Origin of the sequence: Sorangium sp. So ce381 (assembly GCF_051473845.1) — a bacterium.
GTDB lineage: Bacteria > Myxococcota_A > Polyangia > Polyangiales > Polyangiaceae > Sorangium > Sorangium atrum.
This window is the reverse complement of record NZ_CP150336.1, coordinates 11,138,507-11,162,918: the sequence shown is the minus strand read 5'-3', so window position 1 is coordinate 11,162,918 and position 24,412 is coordinate 11,138,507. Positions and strand designations below refer to the sequence as shown.

Sequence of the window (24,412 nt, the reverse complement as noted above, 5' to 3'; positions counted from 1 at the left end):
TAGCCGGCACCCGTTGCGCCGGACGCCGAATAAAGAGGCTTCCTTGCTTGTGCGACGCGGCCGCCGCATCGAAAAAGCCCCCGGGCCAGCGATGAGGAGAAGGCCATGGGAGACCAGGTGTACCCGCTGCAATCGAAGGAGACCTCGCAGAAACGGCACGATCTGGCGCCCGAGCCGGACGAGGCCTTCCGCGAGTTCAGCAAGCGCGTGTTCGCCGAGGGCGCCCTGCCGGCGAAAGTGAAGCAGCTCATCGCCGTCGCCGTGGCGCACGTCACGCAGTGCCCGTATTGCATCCGTGGCCACACCCAGGGCGCGCTTCGACACGGAGCGAGTGAGCAGGAGATCATGGAGGCCATCTGGGTCGCAGCCGAGATGCGCGCGGGCGGCGCGTTCGCGCACTCGGTCATCGCGATCGCCGCGATGGGGGAGCCGCCGACCCGATAGGCCGGCGTCCAGGCCCATGTTCGAAGGAGGAGGGCCATGAGCACCGGGAAGGCGGAGTCCACGAATCACCGGCAGATTGGCCGGGAGACCGTCGTGCAGCGCGAGGGCTTGGAGGATCTTGCGCTCGTCGTGGTCAAAGCGCGCCTCGCCTCGTAGGGTTTGCAACGAGAAGGGAAGAAGGGGGCGTGGCCAACGTGAGGCGACGAACGGCGACGGGGAGGGCGCGGACTGCGCGCGTCGGTGCCGAGACGGCGGACGCGGTGCTCCTCAAGAGGGCTTACGAGCAGCCCGAAGCGGCCGACGGGTACCGTGTGCTCGTGGACCGGCTGTGGCCGCGAGGCGTGCGCAAGGACACGCTCGCGATCGACGCCTGGATGAAGGAGGTCGGGCCGAGCGACGAGCTCCGCCGCTCGTTCGGTCACGACGCTGCCCGATGGGAGGAGTTCGCGGCGCGCTATCGCGAGGAGCTCCGCCGCCAGCCGGCCTCGGGGCTCGTGGACGAGCTCGTCGCGCAGGCGAAGCGCGGGACGCTCACGCTCGTGTACGGAGCAAAGGACGAGCTCCACAACCAGGCTGTCGTCCTCCGCGAAAGGATCGAGCAGCGGTTGCGCAGGGCTCGCATCCGTGCACCGGCCGCCCACGTCCCGGCAGAGGCCGCCCCCCGGGCCCGAGATCGAGCCCTCGCGGCGCAACACCCTACCTCGTCGAGGAGGCGGGCCCTGGGCGCGACGAAGGCGCGTACGTCGCCCGCGCGGCGCACCGGCCCACGCGTGCGCTCGCATTGAGCTCGGCACGATGTCGCACCGAACCGCGGCCCGAACGACGAGGATCACCGTTCAAGTGAGGACGCCTTTCCGCCTCGCGCTCACCGTTGCCGCGCTTCAGAGGCGCCCCGAGAACCCGGTCGACACGTGGTCCGCGGATCGCCGCTACCTGCGGGCGTTCGACACCGCGCGCGGCCCGGTGGCCTGGGCGGTGACCGAGGAGGCAGGCGGGACGCGGCTCCGCGTCGAGCTCTTCGGGGACGTCCACGATCCGAGGAGGTGGCGCGGCCTGGTTACCCGGCTGCTCGGGACCGACATCGATCTGGTGCCATTCTACGCGCGAGCGGAGCGGTTGCCCGCCGTCGCCGCGCTCGCGGCGCGGTTCCGCGGGGTCAAGCCTCCACGCTTTGCCTCGCTCTGGGAGGCGATCGTGAACTCGGTGGTCTTCCAGCAGCTCAGCCTGGCAGCGGCGATGGCGGCGGTGCGACGCCTCGTGCTTCGGTTCGCGAGCCCCGTCGACCTCGCGGGGCAGCGGCTGTTCCCGTTCCCTCCGCCCGAGGTCGTGGCGAGCTCGACCCCGCACGATCTGCGCACCCTCGGGCTGAGCGGAGCGAAGGCGGACGCGCTGCGGACATGCGCGCGGATGATCGCGGCGGGCGAGCTGCGGGAGGAGGAGCTCGAAGCACTGGCCAATGGTGAAATCGAGCGGCGCCTGCGCGAGCTTCCGGGCATCGGGCCCTGGACCGCGTCGGTCATCCTGCTCCGTGGCTTTCGCCGGCTCGATGTCTTTCCGGGCGGAGACGTGGCGGCCGCTCGCGGCCTCGGCGCCATCGCCGGCGAGCACGGGGGCGAGCTCGTCGAGGCACTCGGTCCCTATCGCGGGATGTTGTACTTCCATCTGTTGCTGAGCTCGCTGGCCGCGCGCCCGGGTGACGCGATACCGTGACCCGTGACCGAGACCGTCCTGCTCATCGACGACGATCCGGGGTTCCGCGACGCCTACCGCGAGCTCCTCGCGCTGGAGGGCTACGCCGTCGCCGAGGCCGGGGCCGCCCCGAAGGCGCTCTCGGAGCTCCGCCGCACGAGCGCGCGCCTCGTCGTGCTCGACCTGATGCTCCCGCCGTCGGGCCGCCCCGAGGAGGGCGCGGCGCTCGCGGACAGGCTCCTCGCCGAGCGGCCCGCGGCCAAGGTGATCGTCGTCTCGGGCGCGGGCGAGACCCCGCTCGCGCTGCGCCTCGTCGAGCGCGGCGCATACGACTTCCTGGCCAAGCCCGTCGACCCGGACGTGCTGCTCTCCGTGGTCGCTCGCGCGGCCGCGCGCCTCGCGCTCGAAGATCGGGTGATGGAGCTCGAGCGCTCGCTCGCCGCCCGCGAGGGCGACGCCTCCGCGATGCTCGGCCAGTCGCCGGCCTTCCTCGAGGCGAGGACGCTGTGCGAGCGCGCGGCGCCGACCGACGTTCCAGTGCTCATCACCGGCGCGTCGGGCACGGGCAAGGAGGTGTTCGCCCGCTACCTGCACGCAAGGAGCCGCCGGAAGGACAAGGCCTTCATCGCCGTCAACTGCGGCGCGCTCGCGCCGACCCTCCTGGAATCGACGCTGTTCGGCCACAGGAAAGGCGCCTTCACGAGCGCGATCAAGGACGCTCCCGGCCTGTTCGTCGAGGCGGACGGAGGGACCCTGTTCCTCGACGAGATCGGCGACATGGAGCCGGCGCTGCAAGTGAAGCTCCTGCGCGTGCTCGAGACGGGCGAGATCCTGCCGGTGGGCGCGGCGCGCCCGCTGACCGTGGACGTCCGTGTCGTGTCCGCCACCCACAGGGCGCTCGAGTCGATGGTGGCGGACAGGACCTTTCGCGACGACCTCTACTGGCGCGTGCGCGGGATCGAGATCGCCTTGCCGCGGCTCGCGGATCGCGTGGGCGATCTGCCGCTCCTCGCGCAGCACTTCCTGAACCTGTCGCGGGCCCTCGTGCCGCGCTCGCCGGCGACCGCGATCTCGCCCGGCGCGATGCGCCGGCTCGAGGCCTGCGACTGGCCCGGCAACCTGCGAGAGCTCCGGCACGAGATGCAGCGCGCGCTCGTGATGGCCGGGGGCAGGGGGGAGATCCTCGAGGAGGACCTCTCGCCGGCCCGGCGAGGCAGCGGTCCCGTGGCTCTGGCAGGCGACGACGAGCCGGCCGAGGGGGCGACGCTGGAAGAGAAGATCACGGCGCTGGAGCGGCGCGAGATCGCCGCCGCGCTCCGGGCGACCCAGGGCAACAGGAGCCAGGCAGCGGCGCGGCTCGGGCTGTCGCGGCAGGGGCTGCTCAACAAGATGGATCGTCATGGGCTGAAGTGACCTCGGTCACTCGTTCGCTGGTGAAGGAAGAATTTGATCGAACGAGAATGACACGGGATCTCACGAGCTGAAGTGGTCTCGACCACTCATGTGTTGATGAAGGAAAAATTCAATCGCTCAAGAACGACACGTGACCGGAACGCACCCCCAAAAACATGAGCCGCGCCGAGCGCAGGCCGGCACTGAAGGAACCGAGAGCGCGGCTCCTCATGAGCTGCAGCTGGGGCGGGTGGATCGAGAACCTGGTCCCGTCGGAGCGGGGTCGCCTGTGCACCCCGATCCGGCGCGATGCCCGCCGCCTGGCTCGCGCGATGTCGCTCGCTCCTCGCGAGGAGCGCCCATCGCACGACGCGCAACTTCAGGAGGGATCATGATGCTTGGCAGGTTGATGCTCGTGGGGTGTCTGTCGCTGGTGGGCTCCGCTCTCGTCGCCTGTGGGAACGGCGACGCGGATCGCTTCGGCGAGGGGACGGGCAACGTGGTCGGAACGCCGCCCGGGTCCGACGGCGACGGCTGTACGCTCACCCAGGGCTACTGGAAGAACCACGAGGAGAGCTGGCCGACATCGACGCTCACCATCGGAGGAGAGGTGTACTCCCAGGCGGAGCTGATGGATCTCTTTCAGACGCCGCCGCGGGGCGACACCAGCCTCATCCTGGGCCACCAGCTGATCGCCGCGCTGCTGAACGTGGGCAGCGGCGCGAGCGACGCGGCCCTGGGCGGGGCGCTCGCGGACGCCGAGGCGTGGATGAAGGACAACAAGGACGCCGATGGCCGGCTCCCTTACGGCATCAAGAAAGGCGGCGCGGCCGAGGATGCCGTCGCGCTGTCCGATGCGCTTGCGGACTTCAACGAGGGCGGCATCGGCCCCGGCCATTGCGACGGCGGCCCCGGCAGCGGCTCCGACGACCCGGGGGACAGCAGCTCAGGCGATCCGGGCGGCAGCGACGACGGCGGGCACGATTGCCCCGATGACGGGAGCACGGGCGAGAGCGATGGCGGCGGCGGCTCCGACCCCGGCGGCTCCGATCCCGGCGGCGGCTCCGATAGCGGCGGTTCCGACCCCGGCGGCGGCGAAGGCGGTTCGGCTCCGACGTGCTCGGATCCCTGCAGCGATGGGTGCGCCGACGGCTACATCTGTCTCGCCGGGTGCTGCGCGTTCATCGCCAACTGACCCGACGAAGGGCCCCTGCGCGTCGAACTCCCACGGATCGTTGCCGTGGGAGTCGACGGACGCGCGGTTGCCGTCGCCGCGCACCGGCCGGCATCAAGGACGGCGTCGCGCCGGTCCATTTTGATTGACGCCGACCATGTGAACGCTCACAGTCGATTCGTCGATCCTTCTTCCGCTTTGCCACGGAGAGGCGCGCCATGCGCACCGGACCTTTCGTCCTTCTGCGCAGCCGCCCTGACGGACTGGCTGGTGCCTCCAGGTGAGGCGTATCATCGCCCGAGATCATCGCGGGATCGGCACGGGGCGAGCGCGGAAAGACGAATCGGGCGTTCATAGAGAGGGTCTAGACGATGCCGAGACCAGGTGCTTATTCCGCTTTCCCCGCAGTCGCTTTGCTGTTCCTCGCTTGCTCGTCCGAGACAGGCTCACCCGGTACGGGAGGTGGCGGAACCGGTCAGGCCACGGGCGGCGAAGGCGGAGCCCACACGTCTGCGAGCGCAGGGGAGACCACCTCGACAGGGGGAACGAGCGATGACGCCAGCGCCTCCAGCGGTGGCACGACCAGCGGCGGCACGACAGGTGGGTCGACCGGGGGCGGACCGCAGGCCGGGGCCGGCGGCACGGGGACCGGCGGCACGGAACCGCCGGCGGGCAACCCGAGCCCAGGCTGCGGCAAGTCGGGGCGGCCCGCGAGCGGAACGGTGAAGGTCGACAACGATCACATCTACACGTTCCCGGACAGCTACGATGGCAACACCCCTCTCCCGCTCCTGATGGGGTTCCACGCCTGCGGCAACCCGATCGACCAGTTCATCAACCTCACGCGGGGGTCGGCTTTCGAGACGGAGTACGTGCGCGCCGTGGGACGGTCGTCGGACGGAGGTGGATGCTGGAACTACAACAGCGATATCTCCAAGGTCCTGCGGATCTACGACGACCTCATGGACAACTACTGCATCGACATGGACCGCGTGTTCGCCACCGGCCACAGCTCCGGCGCGCAGATGATCGTGCAGATCTTGGCGCACAAGTCCGATGCCGAGCACTTGAACTTCAGGGCGGTCGCGCCCGTCGCGGCCTCCGATTACGGCGCGCTGCAGGTGTCCGTGCCCGTGATGTACATCCAGGGCAAGAACGACACCGTCCGCGGGGGAGACGGGGCGAGCACGGTCGCGAGGTTCCGCACCGCCAACATGTGCGAGATGAGCTCGACGCCGTATTCCCAGGTGATGGGCTGCCAGAGCAGCGGCAAGACGGTGAACCCCGGCTGCGTGTCCTACAGCGGCTGTTCGGAGCCGACGATCTGGTGCTCACACGACGACCCCTCGTACAGCAACACGAGCCACGGCGTGCCGTGTTTTGCCATCAAGGCGATGTACGACTTCTTCACGGGCATGCCGTAAGCTCGCCCCGAGCTGCGATCGCGGGCGCCGCCTGCGGGCCGTCGCCCTGGGCTCACGGGGTCGGGGCAAACGCGACGCGGACCGTCACCGTGGCGGTGACACGGAGCTTGCCGGGCTCGACGGCGAAGGCGCCCGCGCTTCCCATTTCAGCCTTCATCTGCTGCGCGTAGGCGAAACGCTCCGGTTGACCGACCGAGATCGACCGCAGCTCGACGATCCTGATGTTCGCCGCCTTGGCCACCGCCTTGGCGCTCGCCTGCGCGTCCTGCACGGCAGCCGCGAGGGCCGCCCGGCGCGCCTCGGTGGGGTTGCTCAGGAAGAACTCGAGCCCGCCGACGTCGTTGGCGCCCGAGGTCAGCGCGGCCTGGAGGATCTTCGAGCCTGCGGCCTGCAGCTCGGCCGGCGACGCGCCCCGCAGCGCGACGGAGAGCTGGTTGGAAGCCGAATAACCGATGATCCTGGGCTCGGTTAATTCCACGGGCGCCAGGCTCGACTCGTGGATCGGCGAGAGCGAGATATCGACCGTGCGGATCTCCAGCCCTGGGATGACGAGGCCGCGCAGGGCGGCGAGCACGGCCTGCGACCTGGACGCGGCCTTGTCGCGCGCGGCCTCGAGCGTCTTTTCGCGCGCCTCGACGCCGATGCTCGTGCGCATCGAATCCGCAGGCCTCGTGACCTCGCCGACGCCGTCGATCGTGATGGTCCGCTTCTCGGCGTTCTCCGTCGCGGCCTCGGGTTCCTCGGCTGCGAGGCTATCCGCTGCGACGCGCTTGGCGACGGGGCGCCCGGCGAGCGCGGTCGACGAAATGCATGTCATGAGCCCGAGCGCGAGCCCTGCGATGAGGCTTTGCGTGAGGGTCGGCATAATAGGACGCATCGCGATTCTCCTCCTTCGAGCGGATCGGCTGCGCCCGGCAGCCGAGTTTGCTGTCAGCGCGCCGAATCTAGGGCCGAGGAGGCTCGACCGCGAGGGGCGGGCTCATGGGCCCTTCGCGTCTGTAAACTACGGCGTCTGCCCGCGAGGCGCCCGCCTGACCAGCTGCGGGACCTGCCCCGGCTTGACAGAACGTCCTTCGCTGCTCGGCTCGTGCCTCATGCGCCCAGCTCGAAGAGCTGCATCGCCACCAGCGCGACGCAATCGGGCTCGTGCGAGTTCGACACGATCTGCCGAAGCTCGTGAGAATACCGCACGTGCAAGGCCTGTAGCCGCGCGAGGTCCCGAGGCGAGCTGCGCGACGCCTCCGCGCGCCGGAGGCACGGAGGCCGCCCCCGCGGCTACTTGAAGCGGCAGGTCCTGTGCCCGCTCTTCTCCTCGCAGATGAAGTCCGTCGGGCAGTCGCGATCGTCCTCGCAAGCGGAGAAGCAGCGGGTTCCGCTGTGATCGATGCAGTAGAAGCCCTCGGGGCAGTCTTGATCACTCTCGCATTTGGGGCTGCACCAGCCTTCGGCCGAGCACTTGCCACCCAGGCAGCAGGAGTCCTGCTGGCCCCCGCAGCTCGCGTCCCCGTCGCATGTCGCGCCGTAGGGAACACCGTTGAACGTCGTGACGGGCCGCGCGATACCGCCGCTGCCGTCACTGCTCTCGCCGCATCCGATCACGATCGTTGCCGCGAACACCACCACCCATCCCCTTGCTGTCATGCGTATGCACTTTACACCACGAGCGACCGCCCTGTCATCAGCTTACGCCCCGTGGAACCGCCTCGCGGGGCTGTATCGTGCGACCTGTCATGACATGAACCGGCATATCACATCGACTTGCTCCTCGAAGAATCGCTGTTTAGGGTGCGCGCTGTGGACCACCTTACGAGTTGCCTGTCGCCTCGGGGTTTGGGGCAGAGGGGGCCGAAGGCGATCCAGAGCCCCCTGAAGTAGTTACCCCGAGGATCCACAGGCTGTTCCCGGAGTCAGCGGACACAGGGGCTGCCATGTACTTGCCATCGCGCGAGACCACGCGGCATGCGACACACTTGACCTTGTCGCCGTCGGAGTACGTCGTCGGGGGCTTGCCCACGATGTGGTTCTCCGGAGTGCGGCGAGGGATCTTCCCCCGCCGCACTCCGGCAGAGGTCGTCGACCAATAGAAGATCGCGCCTTTCACGTCCTGCCTGGAGAAGCCAATCTCGATGGCGGCCGAGCGGAGCACGGTGGCGGGCGTCGTCGAGGTATCGAGCGCGTCGACCGTCCAAGGATATCGAGGGCGAGTCGCCACGTTCGCTGCCGGTGACGGAAGATGGTCGATGCGCTCGCCCTCCTGGAAGAGCGACGCCAGCTCAACAACTTCCCCACGTGTCGAATCGTGCGAAGCGCGGGCCAGGGACAGTGCTGGAACGACCCGTCGAGCTGCGAGGGGCTCTCGCGTCAGTGCTACGCGGAAGAGCAGGAGTACCTGCGGCAGTATCCGCCGGTCGCGTCCACGATTGGCGGCGCGAGCCCCATGCCGCCGCGCTTCGTGTCGAGCTCGCCCGAGACCCTGTCCGAACGGTGCGCTGGCGGGTCGGTCGCGGGCCGAGGCGGCGCGCCGGTCAGGGCAAGGCGGTGGTGATCACCTCCTTCGTGGTCGCGGTGCTCTGGCCGGGGCGGTCGATACAGGATGGGTAGTACTGGCCGGCCCCGTTGAGGCTCTGGCAGACCCGGCTGCATGGTCCGGCGATGCGGATCACCCCGCACTCGACGATCTGGCTCCCGGAGATCAGGTGGCCCGCCGCGCAGTCGCGCTGGTGGGCGCGCGAGTTGTCGACCGTCGCGCTGTTGTAGCAGGCGTTGATGTAGGGCTGCGCCGCGAACAGGTTGCCCCAGAAGGCCCCCTCGACGTCCGGATAATCGATGAGCTCCTGGCTCGAGGAGAGCGTCTTCAGGGGATCCCGCAGCGAGCGGGCGGAGAGGACGACCGGTACTTGATAGTAGTTCACGCGCGCCGCCACGCAGCTGGAGACCATCCGCTGCCCGAGCTCGTCGAGCGGCCCGCTCGTCCAGGTGGGCGCGACGCCGAGCAGCCCGGGGTAGCGCTCGTTGTGGATGGCGCCGCTGGAGTCCGTCCATGAGAAGGCGAAGGACGCCGCGCTGCTCAGGGCGCAGCTCGTCGCATAACGCACGAACTCGCGCGCCAGCGCGCCGCTCGGGCCCGGATCCCGGAGCGCGGCGAGGCTTTTTGCGCTGAGACCGTTGAGGTTCAAGGCGTTGAGGTTCAAGGCGTTGAGGTTCAAGGCATTGAGGTTCAGCGCGTTCGCGCTGAGCGCGTTGCCGCTGAGAAGGGCCCCCTGGGATTCCCCCACTGGCTCATCCCACGCACCGATGTCCACCACCTCGGCGGCGCAGCCCGACAGCACCCCAGCCCAGCCAAGCACGATGAATGTCTGCTTGAGAGACATGGGTTCCCCCCATTTCTGGCGTATGACCCGGCGGCTCCCTGCGCGCGGCGCGCGAGCGCGGGCTCACCAACCATCCCCCATAGGTACGCTATGGGTTCAATGTTCTACCTTTTTCCGCATTGCCACGCCCGTGAAAGGTGATTCAGCGGCGGCGAGGGTGGGTGTCCGAGGCGTCCAGTTCTGTCAGCTTCGTCAGCTCCGTGTGCCAGCGACGGAGGCGACTGCCCATGACGGTCGGAATGGTGGAGGCGGCAGCGAGGGCGCGCTCGAGCCGAGACCGAGCATCGACGTGCCGGCCGCGACGGAAGGCGGCGAGGGCCCGCGCCTCGAGCACCTCGATCCGCTCCTGCCCCACCGAGCAGCGCGCGGAGCGCTCCTCGAGCGCGGCCCACGCGGCGTGGTCGTCGTCGCGGGTCGCCAGCTCGATCATCGAGCAGAGCACGTCTTCCGAAGGCTTCAGCGCCTCGCCGCCGGCTTCCTCCTGCGCCGCTCGGAGCCGCAGGGCGATCCCGCGAGCGCCCGCCTCGTCGCCCTGGTAGAGCCGCAGGCGCGCGGTCAGCAGCGCCACGGCGACCGGCGCGTGGCGCTCGCCGCAGCGCGGCGCTATCGCCTGGACGGCATGCGCATGCGGCGCCGCAGCCTCGAGATCATCCATCAGATACAGGTACTCGGCGAGGTTGAAGTGGCCGATGAGCTCGAGCGCTGGCTGGCCGAGGTCGTGCCCGAGCGCGATGGTGCGCTCGCAATCGGCGATCATCCCGGCGCGGTCGCCCTGGAGGGCTCGCACGAGCCCGCGGTTGTTCAGCGCTGCGCCGAGGTGCATGAGATCGCTGCGCTCCTCGCAGCTGAGGATCACCGCGTCGAGGCCCCGCGCCGCCTCGTCGACCCGGCCGAGGCTGGCCAGGATGAAGCCGAGCATCAGCCGGGCGATGATGTGCGTCTCGTGGCCCTCGTCCCCGAGCCGCGCGGCTTGCGCCGCGGCGCGCGACAGCACCGCGGCGGCGTCGTCCTCGCGGTCGGCGCGGTGGAGCGAGCGGCCCACGCCGAGGAGCAGGCGCGCGCCGAGCAGGGGTGAGGCCACCCAGTCGGCGAGGCGCTCGGCGGCCTCGACCCGCCAGCTTGCCTCCCGGTACTCGCCCATCCAGTCGAGGATCATGGCCTCATCGAGGAGGAGCTCGATCTCCGCCCCCGGCTCCGACACCGCGGCCGCGTCGTCGCGCGCCGCGGCGAGATCGGCGAGGGCCTCCGTGTGGCGCCCGAGCCGGAAGCGAGCGAGGCCCCGCGCGTGGCGCGCCGCGGGGAGCAGCGCGCCGAGCAGCGCCTCGGCGCGCCCGTAGCAGCCCTCGGCGTCGAGGTACGCCCGGCGCGCGGCCGCGAGCTCGGCGCCTCGGACGAGCAGCGACGCCGCCCGGGCGGTCAGGCCGCCGCGCTCGCAGTGCGCCGCGAGCACCAGCGGATCGGCCTCGCCCGCGGCCTCGAGCCACTCGGCGGCGAGGCGGTGGCCGAGCGCTCGATCCTCCTCGGTGAGCTGCGCATAGGCGCCCTCGCGCAGGAGCGCCTGGCGGAAGGCGTACTCCTCCTCGCCCGGGAAGCGGCCCTCGCGGCGACGGACGCAGAGCTCCCCGGTGACGAGCGCCGCGAGGTGATCCGCGAGCGAAGCGGCGTCGCCGCCGAGCAGGTGCGCGACGGCGCCTCGCCAGAACACCTCGCCGAGCACGCTGGCGGCGCGCAGGATCCGGCGCGCGGGGGGCGGGAGCGCCTCCAGCCGGACCTGCACCATCGCCACCACGGTGTCGGGCAGCGCGTCGCCCCGGCCCTCCGCCGTCGCGCGGATCAGCTCCTCGAGGAAGAAGGGCTGCCCCTCGGACTGCGTGACCAGGCGATCGACGAGCGCCCCGTCGGCCGCGTCGCCCAGCGCCTCCCGCGTGAGCTGCGCGCACGCCCTCGGCGAGAGCTGCCTGAGGCAGAGCTCCTGCCGCCCGCGCTCGCCCCAGAGATCGGGGTAGGCCTGCTTGATCTCGGGGCGCGCCGTGGCGAGCACGACGAGCGGCTGATCCGAGAGCTCACGCAGCGCCGTGTCGATGGCCGCGACCGAGGCGCGATCGGCCCAGTGCACGTCCTCCAGCACGAGCACCACCGGCTGGGCCGCGCACTCGGCGCGCAGAAAATCGCGCAGCGCGCGCTGCATCTGCTCGCCGAGCAGCTCGGGATCCTGCCGGGCGGCGCGGAGCGGGAGGCTGTCCTCGTCGGGGAAGCGGACCCCGGCGAGCTCGCCGAGGAACTCCTCGATCCGGCGCCGCTCCGCCTCGGGCACGCGGCGGGCGACGCGGGCCCGGAGGAGCGCGCGCCGCTCCTCGATGGGCTCGCCGCCCTTGATGCCCGCCGCGCCCCGGATCACCTCCGCGAGCAGGCCGCCGATGGAGCCCGCGCGCAGCGGATCCCCGAGCCCCGCCCAGATCTCCGCGGGCGCGCCGGCGCGCCGGAGGGCCGCGAGGTGCTCCTGGAGCAGGCGGGACTTGCCCATGCCCGCGGCGCCGATGACGAGCACCGCCCGGGCGGCGGGCTCGCCGGCGCAGGCGGCGAACGTCTGCTCCAGCAGGCGGAGCTCGTGATCGCGGCCGACGCAGGGCGTGGGCCTGCCGAGGAGCGGGCGCAACGGCTCGGCGGCGTTGCGCTCGCCGCGGAGCTCGACGGCGCCGGACGCGGTGATCGCGGCCTCGAAGCGGGTCTCGAGCAGCCCGGCGGTGGTCTTGTCGAGGAGGATCTGCGGCGCGCCCGCGCCGCCCGCGCTCCGGAGCAGCCCCGCCGCGCGCTGGATGGCGTCGCCGACCGGCAGGCCGCGCCCGAGCTCGCCCCAGCCGACCGTGATCGCGATCGGGCGCTCGGGGACGCGCTCCCGCAGCGCCAGCGCGCAGCGCGCGAGCTGCGCGGCGACGTCGGTGGGCACGTGCGGGCGGCCGACGATGAGCACCGCCGTACCGTCGGCGAGCAGCTCCAGGCGCCCCTCGAAGCGGGCGGCGACCTCCCGGAGCGCGCCGGCGTCCGCGTCCACGTCGCAGACCGAGAGGGTGGCGTCCAGCGCGGACGCCGGCGCGCGGCCGATCACCGCGACGCCGTGGAAGCGGCGCTCGCTGCTCGTGAGGGCAGAGCTCGCCGGTGCCGGGAGCGACCCGGCCTGGACCTCCTGCGCCGCGAGCGCGGCGTGGGCCGCGGCCCCGTCGCGCGGGCGCCGCGCCGGATCCTTCTCGAGCATCTGCGAGAGCAGCGCGTCGAGCCACGGGGGCGCGCCGGGGCAGCGGTCCGACAAGCGCGACGGTTCGTCGAAGATGATCCTGGCGAGGAGGGCGACAAGGTGATCTGCCTGGAACGGCGGCGCGCCGGTGACGCACTGGAAGAGCACGCAGCCGAGCGAGAAGATGTCCGCTGGGGCGCCGACCTCATCGCCGCTGCGCGCTTGCTCCGGGGCCATGTAGTCGGGCGTGCCGACCAGCACCCCGGCGCCGGTGATCGGCGCCATGTCCGGGAAACGGGCGACCCCGAAATCGAGGAGCTTGGGCTCCTCGATCCGGCCGCCGACGAGGAAGATGTTGGCCGGCTTGAGATCGCGGTGGACGATCCCGAGCGCGTGGGCGGCGCCGAGGGCCGCGGAGACGCGCGCCCCGAGCTCCACGGCCTCGGCGACCGTGAGCCGCCGACGCGAGAGGAGCCGGGAGAGGTCCTCTCCCTCCAGCCACTCCATGACCAGAAAGGGCGTGCTCTCGCGCGCGGCGCTGTAGGCGACGTACCGGACGATCCCGGGGTGTGTGAGACGGGCAAGGAGCTCCGCCTCCCGCGCGAAGCGCGCGAGGTGCTGCGGCGACGGATCGTGCAGCACCTTGGCGGCGACCCGCCTTCCGGTGGTGACGTCAAAGGCGCGGTAGACCGCGCCCATCCCCCCGGTCTCCGCGAGCGCTTCGACCCGGAAGCGCCCCCCCAAGAGCTCCCCCGTGCGCACCGCTCAAGGATAGACGGAGAATGCCGTTCGTCCAGCGATCCTCTGGATTCTGGCCGCGGAGACTGCGCGCGCGGCGCCCCGGACGCATCGATGGTTTGCCCCGATTCCGACCCTGGCCGATGTCGGCCCGGGCCCGCCGGGGAGGCGCCGATCGGGAGATCGGCGCTTCTGCCTGGACGTCCCTTACCGAGAGCTCGAGGAGGGGCGCGGCGTCACTTCTCGAGCGTGATCAGACCCAGCTTGTACGGCAATCTTTCGTAAGCCCCTCCGGCGTTCGGATCCCTGCCCTGGTAGAGGAACTGCATGTTGCACGCGTTGATGGTCATTCGCTCGTCGCTCCCGGAGCGGATCATCTCACCGTGGCTGATGTCGTCGCTCCAGTCCCCGCCTTCGAACGTCACGTTGGCAGGGCCGGCGAAGGGCTTCTGCTTGGTGTCCGCCAGGGGAGCCCAGGGGCCGTCGAGGCTCTCGGAGGTCCACGACCTGAAGAAGCGAGGGCTGTTGTCGAACGCCTCCACCAGGAGCAGGTACTTGTTCGTGCCATCCACCTTGTAGACGTTGCTGGCCTCGAACAGGAGCCCCGAGCTGGGAGCCGACATGACGGTCTCGTACCCATCGAAAGCCGGGAACTTATCGATGCTGACCTTGGAGCGGTAGAGCTTCCCGTCGTCCCGCGAGAAGAACAGATGGCAGTTCTTGTCGTCGCAGATGTTCCAGAAGTCCAGCGCGCCAAGGGTGTTCCCCATCTGGCCTGGCTCGCCCTTGAGCAGCGGCTGCGGCCGGCTCCAGCCGTTGGGGTTGTTGATGTCGTCGTTGGTCGAGTACCGGCCGTTCCACTGGAAGATGAGGTACCATTTGTTGTGCGGCCGGAAAAAGAAGACCTGGGGCGCGACCGTGCCGCCGGTGGGCCAGTTCGCCATGTGCTGCTGCTGCGCGGAGTTCGCCTGAGCGAAGTCGGTGAAGTTCGAATACATGGAGCTCCACCCCCCGTTGCCCGTGGTGTCGTACACGGTGGCAAATACGTGGTACTTGCCGTCGTGGAACACGATCGTCGGGTCCTTGACGGATGCCCAGGTGCGGCCGGCAGGCGGCTTGGGGCTGATCACCGGAGGCCCCGACTTCCACTTGAACGTGGTGGGCAGGTCGCAGGTCACGGGCGGCGAGCCGCCCGCGCCCGCGCCGCCGCCGCCGTCCCCCGGAGCGCCGCCGCTCCCCCCGGTCCCACCCGTCGGGTCGCCGCCCGTGCCCGGGTCGCTTCCGCTGCTCGTGCTCGTGCTCGTGCTCGTGCCGGGGCCTGATCCACCCGTGCCGCTTGTGCTGGTGCTCGCGCCCGCGCCTGTCGTGCTGCTGGCGCTCGTCGTCGGGTTCTCCGAGCCACCCGTACCACCACCGGTGGGCTGCTCGTCCCCCGTGTCGCTGGCGCAACCGGCGAGCGCGGCGAGCACACAGCCGAGGGCAGACAAACGAAGGAGGGAACGGGACGGAGTCAAAGATTGGCGAGGCAAATCGAAGGGAGTGATCATGCTGGTCTCCAGAGGGATGCCCGAGCGGGCAGCGAGCTCCTCAGAGCCCGACTGTCAAGGTTGACGCGCACGAGGACGAAGGGCCCGGTGCCGCATGGCGGCCTACCGAGGGCAAAGCGGAGGAATCTCCGAGCCAAATTGTGAGCGCTCACATCTACGGCGTCAATTGAAAACCGGCGCGCGGGACTCGCCGGCCACGATGCCGATCGCCGGAAATTCCTCAGAACGCGCTCCCGGCGTCGCTCTACCAGGCATCGACGATCAGGGCGATTGGCTCGCCCGGTCCGTGCACGCCCTGAATCAGGAGGCCCTCCACGTCGGCCGTCTTGGATGGCCCCGTACACCAGACCCCGTAGGGGTCGCCGCCGAGCGCGGAGCGAGCCAGCGGCGGGAGGCTCCCCCGCGCCGCGCGGGCCATGCGTGACCTTGGCGCCAGGCGCGAGCCGCCGCGGGCGAGGAGCGGGCCGCGAGCTGCCCGGCGTCGAGCGCGGCGGGGCCGCCGTGATTCACGCTTCCCCTTCGGAGACGACGTAATTTTCGAGCACGCCGATCTTCTCGATCTCGATCTCGACCCGATCTCCCGGGCGCAGCCAGCGCGGCGGTGTTCGGGCCATGCCGACGCCATGCGGCGTCCCCGTGAGGATCACGGTGCCCGGCAGCAGCGTCGTGCTGCCGCTCAAGAACTCGATGAGCTCGGGCACGCCGAAGATCATGTCGCCGGTCGTCCAGTCTTGCACGCGCTCGCCGTTCAGGAGGGTGGCGATGCGGAGCGCTCCTGGATCTCCGACCTCGTCCGCGGTGACGAGGCGGGGGCCGAGCGGGGCGAACGTGTCGAACGTCTTGCCGCGACACCACTGCCCGCCGCCGCGCCGGAGCTGCCAGTCGCGAGCCGACACGTCGTTCGCGCACGTGTAACCGAGCACGTGCTCGAGCGCGCGCGCGCGGCTCACGTTCTTGCACGCTTTGCCGATGACCACGGCGAGCTCGCACTCGTAATCGACCTCCTCGCTCGCCAGCTGACGCGGAATCACGATCGGCGCGCCAGGATCCTGGACGGCGTTCAGTCCCTTCATGAAGACGATCGGGTGCTCGGGGAGCTTGGCCTTGATCTCTTCGGCGTGCCGGCGGTAGTTCAGGCCGATGCCGAGGATCTGCGTGGGAGCGATCGGGGCGAGCCTGCGCGCGACCTCCGCACGTTCTTGTGTGACCGTGTAGCGATCGAAGAGGTCGCCTTCGATGCGCAGGGCCGTGCCATCGCCCTGCTCGCTCGCGTAGCGGGCGCGTCCGTTCGTGTCCAGGTAGCGGATGATTTTCATGAGCGCTCCGAGAGGTCCTGCCAGACCTGCCCGCCGGGGAACGTGTGCGCCGCGAGCGAGTCGGCCTTCATGGTGATCGATGTGCCTGGCGCCGTGGGGGCGAGGTAGCGCCCGCCGCGCACCACACAGGGGTCGACGAAGTGCTCGTGCAGGTGACAGTGTTCGCCGCTCGCGACGCCGATGCCGAGCGGCTCGAGCGCTCGAGCGATCGCGGCATGCCCGAGCGGATCTTCTCGTCCGGATAGCCGAGCCAGCCCACGGGTCCGCCTGGCGGCCCGAGCGGCCGCCAGGCTTACCGGGGTGGTAAAACCACAACTGGAGGGGAGCGGAGCTACTTCTGGAGCGTCAACATCCCGAGCCTGTAGGGCAATTTGCCGTAATCACCCCCGACTTTCGGATCTCTGCCCTGGTAGAGGAACCGCAGGTCGCACGGGTCGATGGTCATCTTCTCGTCGTGCCCGGAGCGGATCAGCTCGCCGTGGCTGATGTCGTCGCTCCAGTCCTGGCCTTCGTAGGTCACGTTGGCAGGGCCGGCGAACGGGTTCTGCTTGGTGTCCGCCAGGGGAGCCCAGGGGCCGTCGAGGCTCTCGGACGTCCACGACCTGAAGAAGCGAGGGCTGTTGTCGTACGCCTCCACCATGAGCAGGTACTTGTTCGACCCATCCACCTTGTAGACGTTGCTGGCTTCGAACAGGAGACTCGCGCTGGGGGCCGACATGACGGTTTCGTAACCGTCGTAATTCGGGAACTTGTCGATGCTGACCTTGGAGCGGTAGAGCTTTCCGTCGTCCCGCGAGAAGAAGAGGTAGCAGTTTTTGTCGTCGCAGATGTTCCAGAAGTCCAGCGCGCCGTTCGGCTCGCCTCGGAGCAGCCCTTGGGGCCGACTCCAGCCGTTCATGTTGTTGATGTCATCGTTGGTCGAGTACCGGCCGTTCCACTGGTAGATGAGGTACCACTTGTTGTGCGGCTTGAAAAAGAAGACCTGGGGCGCGACCGTGCTGCCGGTGGGCCAGCTCGCCATGTAGTGCTGCTCAGCGGCGTTCGCCTGAGGGATGTCCGTGAAGTTCGAGTACATGGACTGCCATCCGCCGTTGCCCGACGTGGTGTCGAACACGGTGGCAAACACGTGGTACTTGTTTTCGAAGAACACGATCGTCGGGTCCTTGACGGATGCCCAGCTGCGGCCGGCAGGCGGCTTGGGGCTGATCACCGGAGGCCCCGACTTCCACTTGAACGTGGTGGGCAAGTCGCAGGTCGGCGGGGAGCCGCCTGCGCCTCCACCACCGTCCCCTGGATCGCCGCCGCTGCCGCCGGTCCCCGAGGCCGACGTGCTCCCGCCGGTACCCGTCGTACCGCTTCCCCCGCTCCCGACGGAGCTCGACGTACCAGTGCTCCCGCCGGTGCCCGTCGTACTGCTGGCGCTGCTGGCGCCCGTCACCGGATTCTCCGAGCCACCCGTCCCATCAGGGGAGGGCTGGTCGTCGGTCGTGCCGCCGCTGCAGCCGGCGAGCGCCGCGAGCACACAGCCGAGAGCAGAGAGACGAAGGAGGGAACGGTACGAAGCCAGAGCGTGGCAGGGCAAATCGAGGTGAGTGATCATGCTAGTCTCCAGAGGGATGCCCAATCGGGCCATCGAGCTCCTCAGAGCCCGACCGCCAGGGTGAACGCGCATGAGGACGAGAAGCCGGGGCGCATGACGGCCTACCCAGGGCAAAGCAGAAGGATACCCGGAGACCAAATTGTGAACGTTCACATTGTCGTCGTCAATCAAAAACCGGCGCGCGGTCCATCCTCGATCCCGATGGGCGCGCAGCGGCGGCCGGCGGCGGTGTCACAGGGACGCAGACTGGATTCTTCCCGTCACGCCGCCGCGCCGGCCATGCCGGGGAGCAGCGACGGCCAGCTCCGTGGCGGCTTGAACCGGTAAGTCGGCGCGGGCCCGTCGACGACGTGCTCGACCTCGTCGAGGCGACTGCCAGGGAGCAGCACCCCGCCCAGCGACTCCCGCACGAGCGGTATCCGCGCCGGATCGAAGCCCATCACCTGCGAGGAGACCGCGTCGACGAGGCCCGGGTCGAACCCGCCGATCAGGAGCCCTGCGCGCACGGGCGTCGCCCCGAGCGGCCCTTCGCCCTCGCCGGCGACGATGCCGTCCACGATCGTCAGGTACCGCCGCTGCGGCTCCCCGCGCAGCGCGCCGCCGCGGTCCGCGAAGAACAGGATGCGGTTGAGATCCAGGATGGTCCGCCAGAGCGTGTCGTTCCCCTCCCAGCTGCCGTCGATGACCTTCGGCGGCGCCCCGAGCCGCGGCGCGCGCGCGACGAGCGAGTGATCGCCGGGGAGCGGGAGCCGGCTGAGCTTGTTCTCCACCGCTTCTCCGAGACCCTGAGGCCGATCGAACTCGTCGCCGCCGACCGACGGATCGCCCTCGGTGAAGTGCGGGAGCCAGTACTTCTCGTTCGTCAGGCCGATCACGCTCTTCAACGACAGCGTGATACCCGTCTTCTTGTGCGTCTTCAGCTTGGGGAGGTTGATGACGACATCCGCGTCGAGGAGCGTCTGGGGAATGCTGTACTCGTGCCGCTGCCCCGTGTGGTGCGGCACCGGCGTCGCGTAATGGCTGCGGTGGAAGCGGAGCGCAGCGCCGCGCGGGGCGCCCGCGCCGGCGAAGAAGCTGCTCGAGCCCAGATCGACGACCCGGTAGCCCCGCGGATCGCCGGGCAGGCGGCGGCGGAGGAGCAGGCCGAGGTTCCACGAGCGGCCGAAGCGGCGCACGTCGTCGAGCGCGAACACCGGCGCGATCCGGAAATACCGCAGGTCGATGAAATCGACGTCATGCCCCTGGGCCTTCAGGTGATCGATGACGTCGAAGATGCCGAGCGGGCCGGCGACCTTCTCGATCTCGCAGCCCTCGACGGGGGAGTCGACGACGCGCACCCTCCCGCGCGGGCCGGCGGCGCGAAGGGCGTAGTCGAGCACGGGCCGGAGCAGCGAGCCGTGGGTGCTCGAGGCGGCGAGCCGCTCGCCCGTGATCTTCTGGTGGAGGTTCTTCGAGGAGACGAGGTTCGGCTTGACGACGACGCGGTCCCCCGGCGCGATCAGGTCGCCGAGCGGGTTCCACGCGGGCGTGCCGGCGCGGGCCGCGTCGAGGCCGAGCCGGCGGAAGAGCGCCTCGACGGCCTCGTAGACGGCGCCCGGCGGGCCGTAGGGCGCGCTGCCCCCGTAGCTCACGCCCGGCCGAGAGACCGTCACCACGCGGCGGCTCGTCGCTGTCATCGGGGGCCCCCGGTCAAGCGCCCGCGCCGTTCGGGCCGGGCGAGAGGATCTCGGCCGGCGCGGCGCGCTGGAAATCGACGTTGAGGCGCGAGACGCTCGCGAGGTGCTTGCCCGTGCGGACGAGCGCGATGTCGTCGGCGAACTCGACGTCGATGCGCATCCGCTCGCCGAGGTGATGGCGGAACGTCGCGAGCACCTCGTCCAGGACGTGCTGCGAGAACCGCCCGCCCTTGACCACGCGGAACGTGATGGCGTCGCGCTCCTCCTGCACCACCTGGAAGCGCTTGATCGCGTAATCGAACTCCTTGAGGTAGTGCGCGAAGAACGTGCCGGGCAGATAGCGCCCGTCCGTCCCCCGGATGATGGACTGGACGCGCCCCTCGATGCGGCCGACGCGCGGCGCCCCCCGGCCGCAGGGGCACGGCGCGGACGGGGACATCGCCTCGGCGAGATCGCCGATGCGGTAGCGGACGAACGGCATGCAGAAGTTGTTGAGATCGGTGATCACCACCTCTCCGATCTCCCCCGGCTCGGCGGGGCGCCCGTCGCGCAGGACCTCGACGATGTACCCCTCGGCCACCACGTGGTGGCCCTCGTGCGCGTCGCACTCGTACGCGATGCCCGAGAACTCGCGGCTGCCGTACTTGTCGAAGACCTTGCAGCCGAACGCCTCCTCGATGAGCCGGCGGCTCGGCAGCGGCAGCGTCTGCGCGCTCGACATGATCGCGCGCGGCCGGGCCGCGACCTTTCCGGTGCTCTTGACGTAATGGGCCAGGAAATCGAGCGCCTCGGCGTACCCATCCATGAGCACCGGCCGCGCGCCGGCGATCCTCGCGATCATCTCTCCCAGGTTGTCGTCGGAGAGCTCGAAGATGGGGATGAACGTCCGGTTCGACAGGACGGCGTCCGCGCGCTCGCGGGCAGCCTGCCACTTCGTCATGCCGATCGTCTGGTGCCAGAGCCGCACCGTGGGGTCGCCGAAGCGGTAGCCCGTCCACTCCTGGGCCCGGAGCGTCGCCGCCCAGCGGAACTCGAGCTGAGACCGGTCCGCGTAGCAGACGAAGGGCTCGCCGGTGGAGCCGCTCGTCGTGATCTTGAGGACCTGCGACTTGTCGTGGTTCTCCGACATGATGTCGAAGTAGAGGTGGCGCCGGATATCCGCCTTGGTGAGGAACGGCAGCTTGTGGAGGTCCTCCTGGCCGCGGATGTCCTCGGGCCGGAGCTTGAGCTCCTGCATGCGAGCGCGGTAGTAGGGCACGTTGCGGTAGCAGTGGCGGAGCAGCCGCCTGAGCTTCTCGTCCTGGAGCTCGCGGGTCTGCGAGGGCGTGAGCCACTGCGTCCTGCGCAGCGTCTCGTAGTAGTGCTCGACGTCGCGCGTGATCATCCAGTGGGTGTGGTTGAACGCGGCCAGGTACGCGCGCCACCTCGCCGTGGAGAGCGGATCGCGCTCCGGCGAGCGGTCGACCACCGGATTGCGGCGGAGATACTGCGTGGCCACATCCGGCGGGATCCGGTCCACGCGGTACTCCCACGCGGCCTTGCCGAGGTCGTAGAACGACTTGACCACGGCGCGCGCCGCCGCCTGATCGAGGAAGGAGACGCCCTGCCGCCGCTGCTCGAAGAGCGTCTCGATCTCCTTGTAGGAGTAGCCCTTGGCGTGGGCGGCGACCAGGATGAAGGACTGCCAGTAAAAATAGCTGCCCTTGTACGTCAAGAGATCCTGGAACACCTCCCGGGCGCACATCACGAAGCCGCTCTTGTTGTCGTGGAGCGACATGCCGAAGGTGGTGTTCAAGAGGTGGTTGAGCCCGCGGCTCAGGTGGTACCGGCGGTCCCTGCGGCGCCCGACGGCGCTCCTCCAGCCCTGGACGACATCGACGCTGTGCTCGTAGAGCTCGCGCCGGAGGCGCAGGAGGTCCTCGGGCTGGTACTGGAGATCGGCGTCGATGGTGGCGACGAGCTTGCCGCGCGCGGCGGCGGCGCCGGTGCGCCAGGCCGCCGTGATGCCGCGGTTCTGCGGGTGGAAGCACCCCACGACGAGCCCGGGGTGCGCGGCCATGAGCGCGCGGATCGTCGTGGCGGTGCCGTCGGTGGAGCCGTCGTCGACGAGGATGAGCTCGCCCGTGAGCGCGCCCTCGCGGAAGACGCCGAGGATGCGGTCGGTGAGCTCGGGGATGTTCAGCTCCTCGTTGAGGCAGGGCACGAGGACGGAGAGCTCGATCGGCGCGTCCGGAGCGAGCTCGGTTCGGGGTTCGGACATGGTGTGTTCGCCTATCTTGCCTTGAAGGAGACACCGCAGCAGGGCGAGGGGCGGCCCGGGCGCGCGGGAGCGGTCACCGGGGGACGCAGCGGAAGCACGCGCGGATCGGCAGCGCGCCGTGCGGCGCCGCGCGGCGCTCGGTCACGCGGAAATGGCGGTCGAGGAGGCGGACGAACTCGTCGGGAGTCCACTGGTGCAGGTGGTACGCGTCCCCGCCCCACTGGATGCGATCCCGCAGGAGGTAGCCGACGGGCGTGCGGCGGACGATGCCCTTCAGCCGCGCGATGAGCGGGTCGTTCGGCACCGTGATCGCGGCCACGCCGCCGGGGCGCAAGAGGCGCGCGATGGCCGCGAGGACGGCGGCGGGCTCCACGGTGTGCTCCAGGACCTCGGTGCAGACGATGCGATCGAAGCTCGCGGCGGGGAGGTCGAGCTTGTCGACCTCGCCCTTGAGGAAGCGGGCGTCGTAGCCCGCGAGGTTCTTGCGCGCGGTGTCGAGGAAGACATCGGAGACGTCGATCGCCGTGATGCGGGCCCGCGGGAACATCCGGAGCACGTGCCCGCCGCCCGAGCCGACCTCCGCGAGGTCGAGCCCGGCGGAGTCGCCGAGCATGCCGCGGATGATGGCGAGCCGCTCGCGCTCGATGAGCCGGATCGGCAGCGGGGCGCGGTCGTAGTAGTCGTCGATCGGGTGCTCTCGGGCGAGGCGGTCGTTCAGCGCCTCCACGTCGATGTCGCCGGCGGCGTTCGCCATGGCCGGGCCCATAGCACGGGGGCGGCGGAGCCTCACCCCGGCGGCCGCTCGGCGCCCGCCGATGTGACCGCGCGGTCATCCTCCGACGTGAACGTCGAGGCGGCGATCCGCCTGGTCGCCGCCGTGGCGGCTCCCTGGGCGTGTGAGAGGCCGCTGACGGTGCGGTGCAGCGCGCATCGAGCAGGTCCGCCGGGAGACGCTGTTGAGCACCCCCGGACGCATCGCGCGGTCGCGTGCTCGCGCGACCACGCGCTGGTTGCCGCTGCGGGCGGAAAGCGAAAAGATTGCTGAGACACTCCTTGCTGTTGGTGCCCCAAGGGAGTAGCTTGGGCCCCTCACGACGTCACTGGCTCTCGACACGATGCGTTCTCTCTCCCTCCACGCGAGGGAGATCGTTGCTCGCGCGGATGACTGGACGACGCACCGTGTGCCTGCGCGGGTTCGCTGCGCGGCACGCCTCCGTTCGAACCGCGACGGCTTCATCGAATGGCAGGCGAAGAGCGCTCACGAGCGCAGCTGCAAGCCGTGAAAGTAACGTGTCATGGGTAATCGTCTCTATGTCGGCAATCTCTCGTACAGCACCACCCGCGAGTCCCTCGAGGCCGCGTTCGCTGGCAGCGGCGAGGTCCGCGAGGTCTCGATGCCGACCGATCGGGAGACCGGCCAGCCGCGCGGGTTTGCGTTCGTCACGATGGGCTCGGCCCAGGCGGCGAACAGCGCCATCTCGCAGCTCAACGGCATGATGCTCGATGGGCGCTCGCTCAAGGTGAACGAGGCGCAGGAGCGTCCGGCAGGCGGCGGCGGCGGCGGCGGTCGCGGTCGTTACTGATCGCTCCTTCGTCGAGTCGGAGCATCGCGGCGGGCCATGAAGGCTCGCCGCGTTTATTTTGTCTTCAAGACGCCCGAGCTGCACGCTGGTGCGCGCGAGCGCCGCGCCAGAAGAGGGGGCCGCTGCACCATGGGGCCGCTGCGCGGCGCCATCGTGAGCAGGTGCGGCCACCGCTGCGGCGACCGTGGCTTCAACGACGACGACGGCTCGCGCGACACGCTGGCCCTCGATATCGTGGCGCTCGGCGAGCTCTCCCAGAAGGGCCGCCACGAGTCCTCAATGAGCCCGAGCTTGCCGGTGCGTCGCGGTGCGCTGGTTCGAGGTCGACCCGGCTATCAGGTCGCCCGCCTGGAGCCCGCGGCCGCGCGCGTCGAGGGGTTCACGGTCGTCTCTGGCCGCTGATACCTGAAGCGCAGGATCGTGAAAAAGCCCCGCATCGACGAGATCGGTCTCTATATTATCGTGGTGCTGCGGCTCGTTTTCTGGTACATGATGACGGTCGCGCGGCGAAGTGGACGAGTTGGATAGAGATGCCGCCTGGACCCGTTGGGCTCGAGCGACAGGCAAGTCCGTAAAGCGCCGCTCGAGGCAGCTCGTGCATGCACACCCGGAAGCACGCGCCCGGCGTGCCTTCCGCGTTCGTGCGGCTGAGCGCAAGGAAAGTGGTCGCCATGAAAGCGTGTTTATCGCGGGTCGTGGATGGCGTGGAACAGAGGCTCTGCTGGCGCTTCCAGGTGCACGGGCGGAGCGAGGCCATGTACGAGCCGGCGGACGGCTCGCACGGTCCGTTCGATCGCGACCGCCAGCGGAACCTCAAGCTGGGCGAGACGTTCCAGCGGCTGGACCGCTCGGGATCTCCCCGGAAGTACGATGGGCTCTTCTGGCAGCCAAAGAGCTCGCCAAGGAGCTCGCCAAAGAGCTCGCCAAAGAGCTCGAACGACGGGTTCGGTCCGTGAGAGTGAGAGG

Annotated in this window: 23 protein-coding genes; 10 read left to right on the top strand and 13 right to left on the bottom strand. The window is 70.0% G+C overall.

Annotated elements, in window-relative coordinates:
* Positions 1 to 105: 105 nt before the first annotated feature.
* From WMF29_RS41835 to WMF29_RS41815, 5 genes are all read left to right on the top strand, one after another.
* The gene (locus WMF29_RS41835) at positions 106 to 444 is read left to right on the top strand and encodes a carboxymuconolactone decarboxylase family protein (RefSeq protein WP_272102195.1); all 339 of its coding nucleotides are present in this window, start codon (positions 106 to 108) and stop codon (positions 442 to 444) included.
* 185 nt (positions 445 to 629) lie between these two features.
* Entirely contained in the window at positions 630 to 1,229 is a 600-nt protein-coding gene (locus WMF29_RS41830; protein ID WP_437325668.1) for a DUF488 domain-containing protein, read from the top strand.
* Between the two features lie 55 nt (positions 1,230 to 1,284).
* Entirely contained in the window at positions 1,285 to 2,154 is an 870-nt protein-coding gene (locus WMF29_RS41825; protein ID WP_437325667.1) for a DNA-3-methyladenine glycosylase family protein, read from the top strand.
* 3 nt (positions 2,155 to 2,157) lie between these two features.
* Positions 2,158 to 3,546, top strand: a complete 1,389-nt coding sequence (locus WMF29_RS41820) for a sigma-54-dependent transcriptional regulator (protein ID WP_437325666.1) — start codon at positions 2,158 to 2,160, stop codon at positions 3,544 to 3,546.
* 370 nt (positions 3,547 to 3,916) lie between these two features.
* Positions 3,917 to 4,720 (top strand): hypothetical protein, encoded by an 804-nt coding sequence (locus WMF29_RS41815; protein ID WP_437325665.1) that lies wholly within the window; start codon positions 3,917 to 3,919, stop codon positions 4,718 to 4,720.
* A 454-nt stretch (positions 4,721 to 5,174) separates the two neighbouring features.
* Here the strand turns inward: WMF29_RS41815 and WMF29_RS41810 are convergent, their stop codons facing one another.
* On the bottom strand, positions 5,175 to 5,435 hold the full coding sequence (locus WMF29_RS41810) for a hypothetical protein (protein WP_437325664.1): 261 nt from the start codon (positions 5,433 to 5,435) through the stop codon (positions 5,175 to 5,177).
* Between WMF29_RS41810 and WMF29_RS41805 the strand changes: the two genes are divergently transcribed.
* Positions 5,422 to 6,123: an alpha/beta hydrolase family esterase gene (locus tag WMF29_RS41805; RefSeq protein ID WP_437325663.1), complete on the top strand. Its 702-nt coding sequence runs from the start codon at positions 5,422 to 5,424 to the stop codon at positions 6,121 to 6,123. The two genes, WMF29_RS41810 and WMF29_RS41805, sit on opposite strands and share 14 nt — an antisense overlap.
* A 52-nt stretch (positions 6,124 to 6,175) precedes the next feature.
* On the opposite strand, the gene WMF29_RS41800 is transcribed toward WMF29_RS41805, so the two are convergent.
* The 3 genes from WMF29_RS41800 to WMF29_RS41790 all read right to left on the bottom strand — a co-directional run bounded on the left by WMF29_RS41800 (position 6,176) and on the right by WMF29_RS41790 (position 8,335).
* Entirely contained in the window at positions 6,176 to 7,000 is an 825-nt protein-coding gene (locus tag WMF29_RS41800; protein WP_437325662.1) for an SIMPL domain-containing protein, read from the bottom strand.
* Positions 7,001 to 7,398: 398 nt separating this feature from the next.
* Positions 7,399 to 7,764, bottom strand: coding sequence for a hypothetical protein (locus WMF29_RS41795; protein ID WP_437325661.1), 366 nt, complete (start codon positions 7,762 to 7,764; stop codon positions 7,399 to 7,401).
* A 163-nt stretch (positions 7,765 to 7,927) separates the two neighbouring features.
* Positions 7,928 to 8,335 (bottom strand): hypothetical protein, encoded by a 408-nt coding sequence (locus tag WMF29_RS41790; RefSeq protein WP_437325660.1) that lies wholly within the window; start codon positions 8,333 to 8,335, stop codon positions 7,928 to 7,930.
* Between the two features lie 21 nt (positions 8,336 to 8,356).
* Between WMF29_RS41790 and WMF29_RS41785 the strand changes: the two genes are divergently transcribed.
* Entirely contained in the window at positions 8,357 to 8,668 is a 312-nt protein-coding gene (locus WMF29_RS41785) for a hypothetical protein (RefSeq protein ID WP_437325659.1), read from the top strand.
* On the opposite strand, the gene WMF29_RS41780 is transcribed toward WMF29_RS41785, so the two are convergent.
* The 9 genes from WMF29_RS41780 to WMF29_RS41740 all read right to left on the bottom strand — a co-directional run bounded on the left by WMF29_RS41780 (position 8,649) and on the right by WMF29_RS41740 (position 22,617).
* Positions 8,649 to 9,494, bottom strand: coding sequence for a hypothetical protein (locus WMF29_RS41780; RefSeq protein WP_437325658.1), 846 nt, complete (start codon positions 9,492 to 9,494; stop codon positions 8,649 to 8,651). The genes WMF29_RS41785 and WMF29_RS41780 overlap by 20 nt on opposite strands.
* Positions 9,495 to 9,636: 142 nt before the next feature.
* The gene (locus tag WMF29_RS41775) at positions 9,637 to 13,488 is read right to left on the bottom strand and encodes a serine/threonine-protein kinase (protein WP_437325657.1); all 3,852 of its coding nucleotides are present in this window, start codon (positions 13,486 to 13,488) and stop codon (positions 9,637 to 9,639) included.
* 212 nt (positions 13,489 to 13,700) lie between these two features.
* Complete coding sequence (locus WMF29_RS41770; protein ID WP_437325656.1) at positions 13,701 to 14,951, bottom strand: non-reducing end alpha-L-arabinofuranosidase family hydrolase; 1,251 nt, start codon at positions 14,949 to 14,951, stop codon at positions 13,701 to 13,703.
* Positions 14,952 to 15,255: 304 nt separating this feature from the next.
* Positions 15,256 to 15,429 carry an LUD domain-containing protein gene (locus tag WMF29_RS41765; protein ID WP_437325655.1) on the bottom strand — a complete coding sequence of 58 codons (174 nt, stop codon included), beginning with the start codon at positions 15,427 to 15,429 and terminating at the stop codon, positions 15,256 to 15,258.
* A gap of 88 nt (positions 15,430 to 15,517) precedes the next feature.
* On the bottom strand, positions 15,518 to 16,327 hold the full coding sequence (locus WMF29_RS41760) for a fumarylacetoacetate hydrolase family protein (protein WP_437325654.1): 810 nt from the start codon (positions 16,325 to 16,327) through the stop codon (positions 15,518 to 15,520).
* A 331-nt stretch (positions 16,328 to 16,658) separates the two neighbouring features.
* On the bottom strand, positions 16,659 to 17,927 hold the full coding sequence (locus tag WMF29_RS41755) for a non-reducing end alpha-L-arabinofuranosidase family hydrolase (protein WP_437325653.1): 1,269 nt from the start codon (positions 17,925 to 17,927) through the stop codon (positions 16,659 to 16,661).
* 260 nt (positions 17,928 to 18,187) lie between these two features.
* Entirely contained in the window at positions 18,188 to 19,603 is a 1,416-nt protein-coding gene (locus WMF29_RS41750; RefSeq protein ID WP_437325652.1) for a DUF362 domain-containing protein, read from the bottom strand.
* A 13-nt stretch (positions 19,604 to 19,616) separates the two neighbouring features.
* Entirely contained in the window at positions 19,617 to 21,863 is a 2,247-nt protein-coding gene (locus tag WMF29_RS41745) for a glycosyltransferase (protein ID WP_437325651.1), read from the bottom strand.
* 73 nt (positions 21,864 to 21,936) lie between these two features.
* On the bottom strand, positions 21,937 to 22,617 hold the full coding sequence (locus WMF29_RS41740; protein ID WP_437325650.1) for a methyltransferase domain-containing protein: 681 nt from the start codon (positions 22,615 to 22,617) through the stop codon (positions 21,937 to 21,939).
* Between the two features lie 541 nt (positions 22,618 to 23,158).
* Between WMF29_RS41740 and WMF29_RS41735 the strand changes: the two genes are divergently transcribed.
* From WMF29_RS41735 to WMF29_RS41725, 3 genes are all read left to right on the top strand, one after another.
* Positions 23,159 to 23,446, top strand: a complete 288-nt coding sequence (locus WMF29_RS41735; RefSeq protein WP_272102212.1) for an RNA recognition motif domain-containing protein — start codon at positions 23,159 to 23,161, stop codon at positions 23,444 to 23,446.
* 36 nt (positions 23,447 to 23,482) lie between these two features.
* Positions 23,483 to 23,848, top strand: a complete 366-nt coding sequence (locus WMF29_RS41730; RefSeq protein WP_437325649.1) for a hypothetical protein — start codon at positions 23,483 to 23,485, stop codon at positions 23,846 to 23,848.
* 269 nt (positions 23,849 to 24,117) lie between these two features.
* Positions 24,118 to 24,402 carry a hypothetical protein gene (locus WMF29_RS41725; RefSeq protein WP_437325648.1) on the top strand — a complete coding sequence of 95 codons (285 nt, stop codon included), beginning with the start codon at positions 24,118 to 24,120 and terminating at the stop codon, positions 24,400 to 24,402.
* Positions 24,403 to 24,412: the final 10 nt, after the last annotated feature.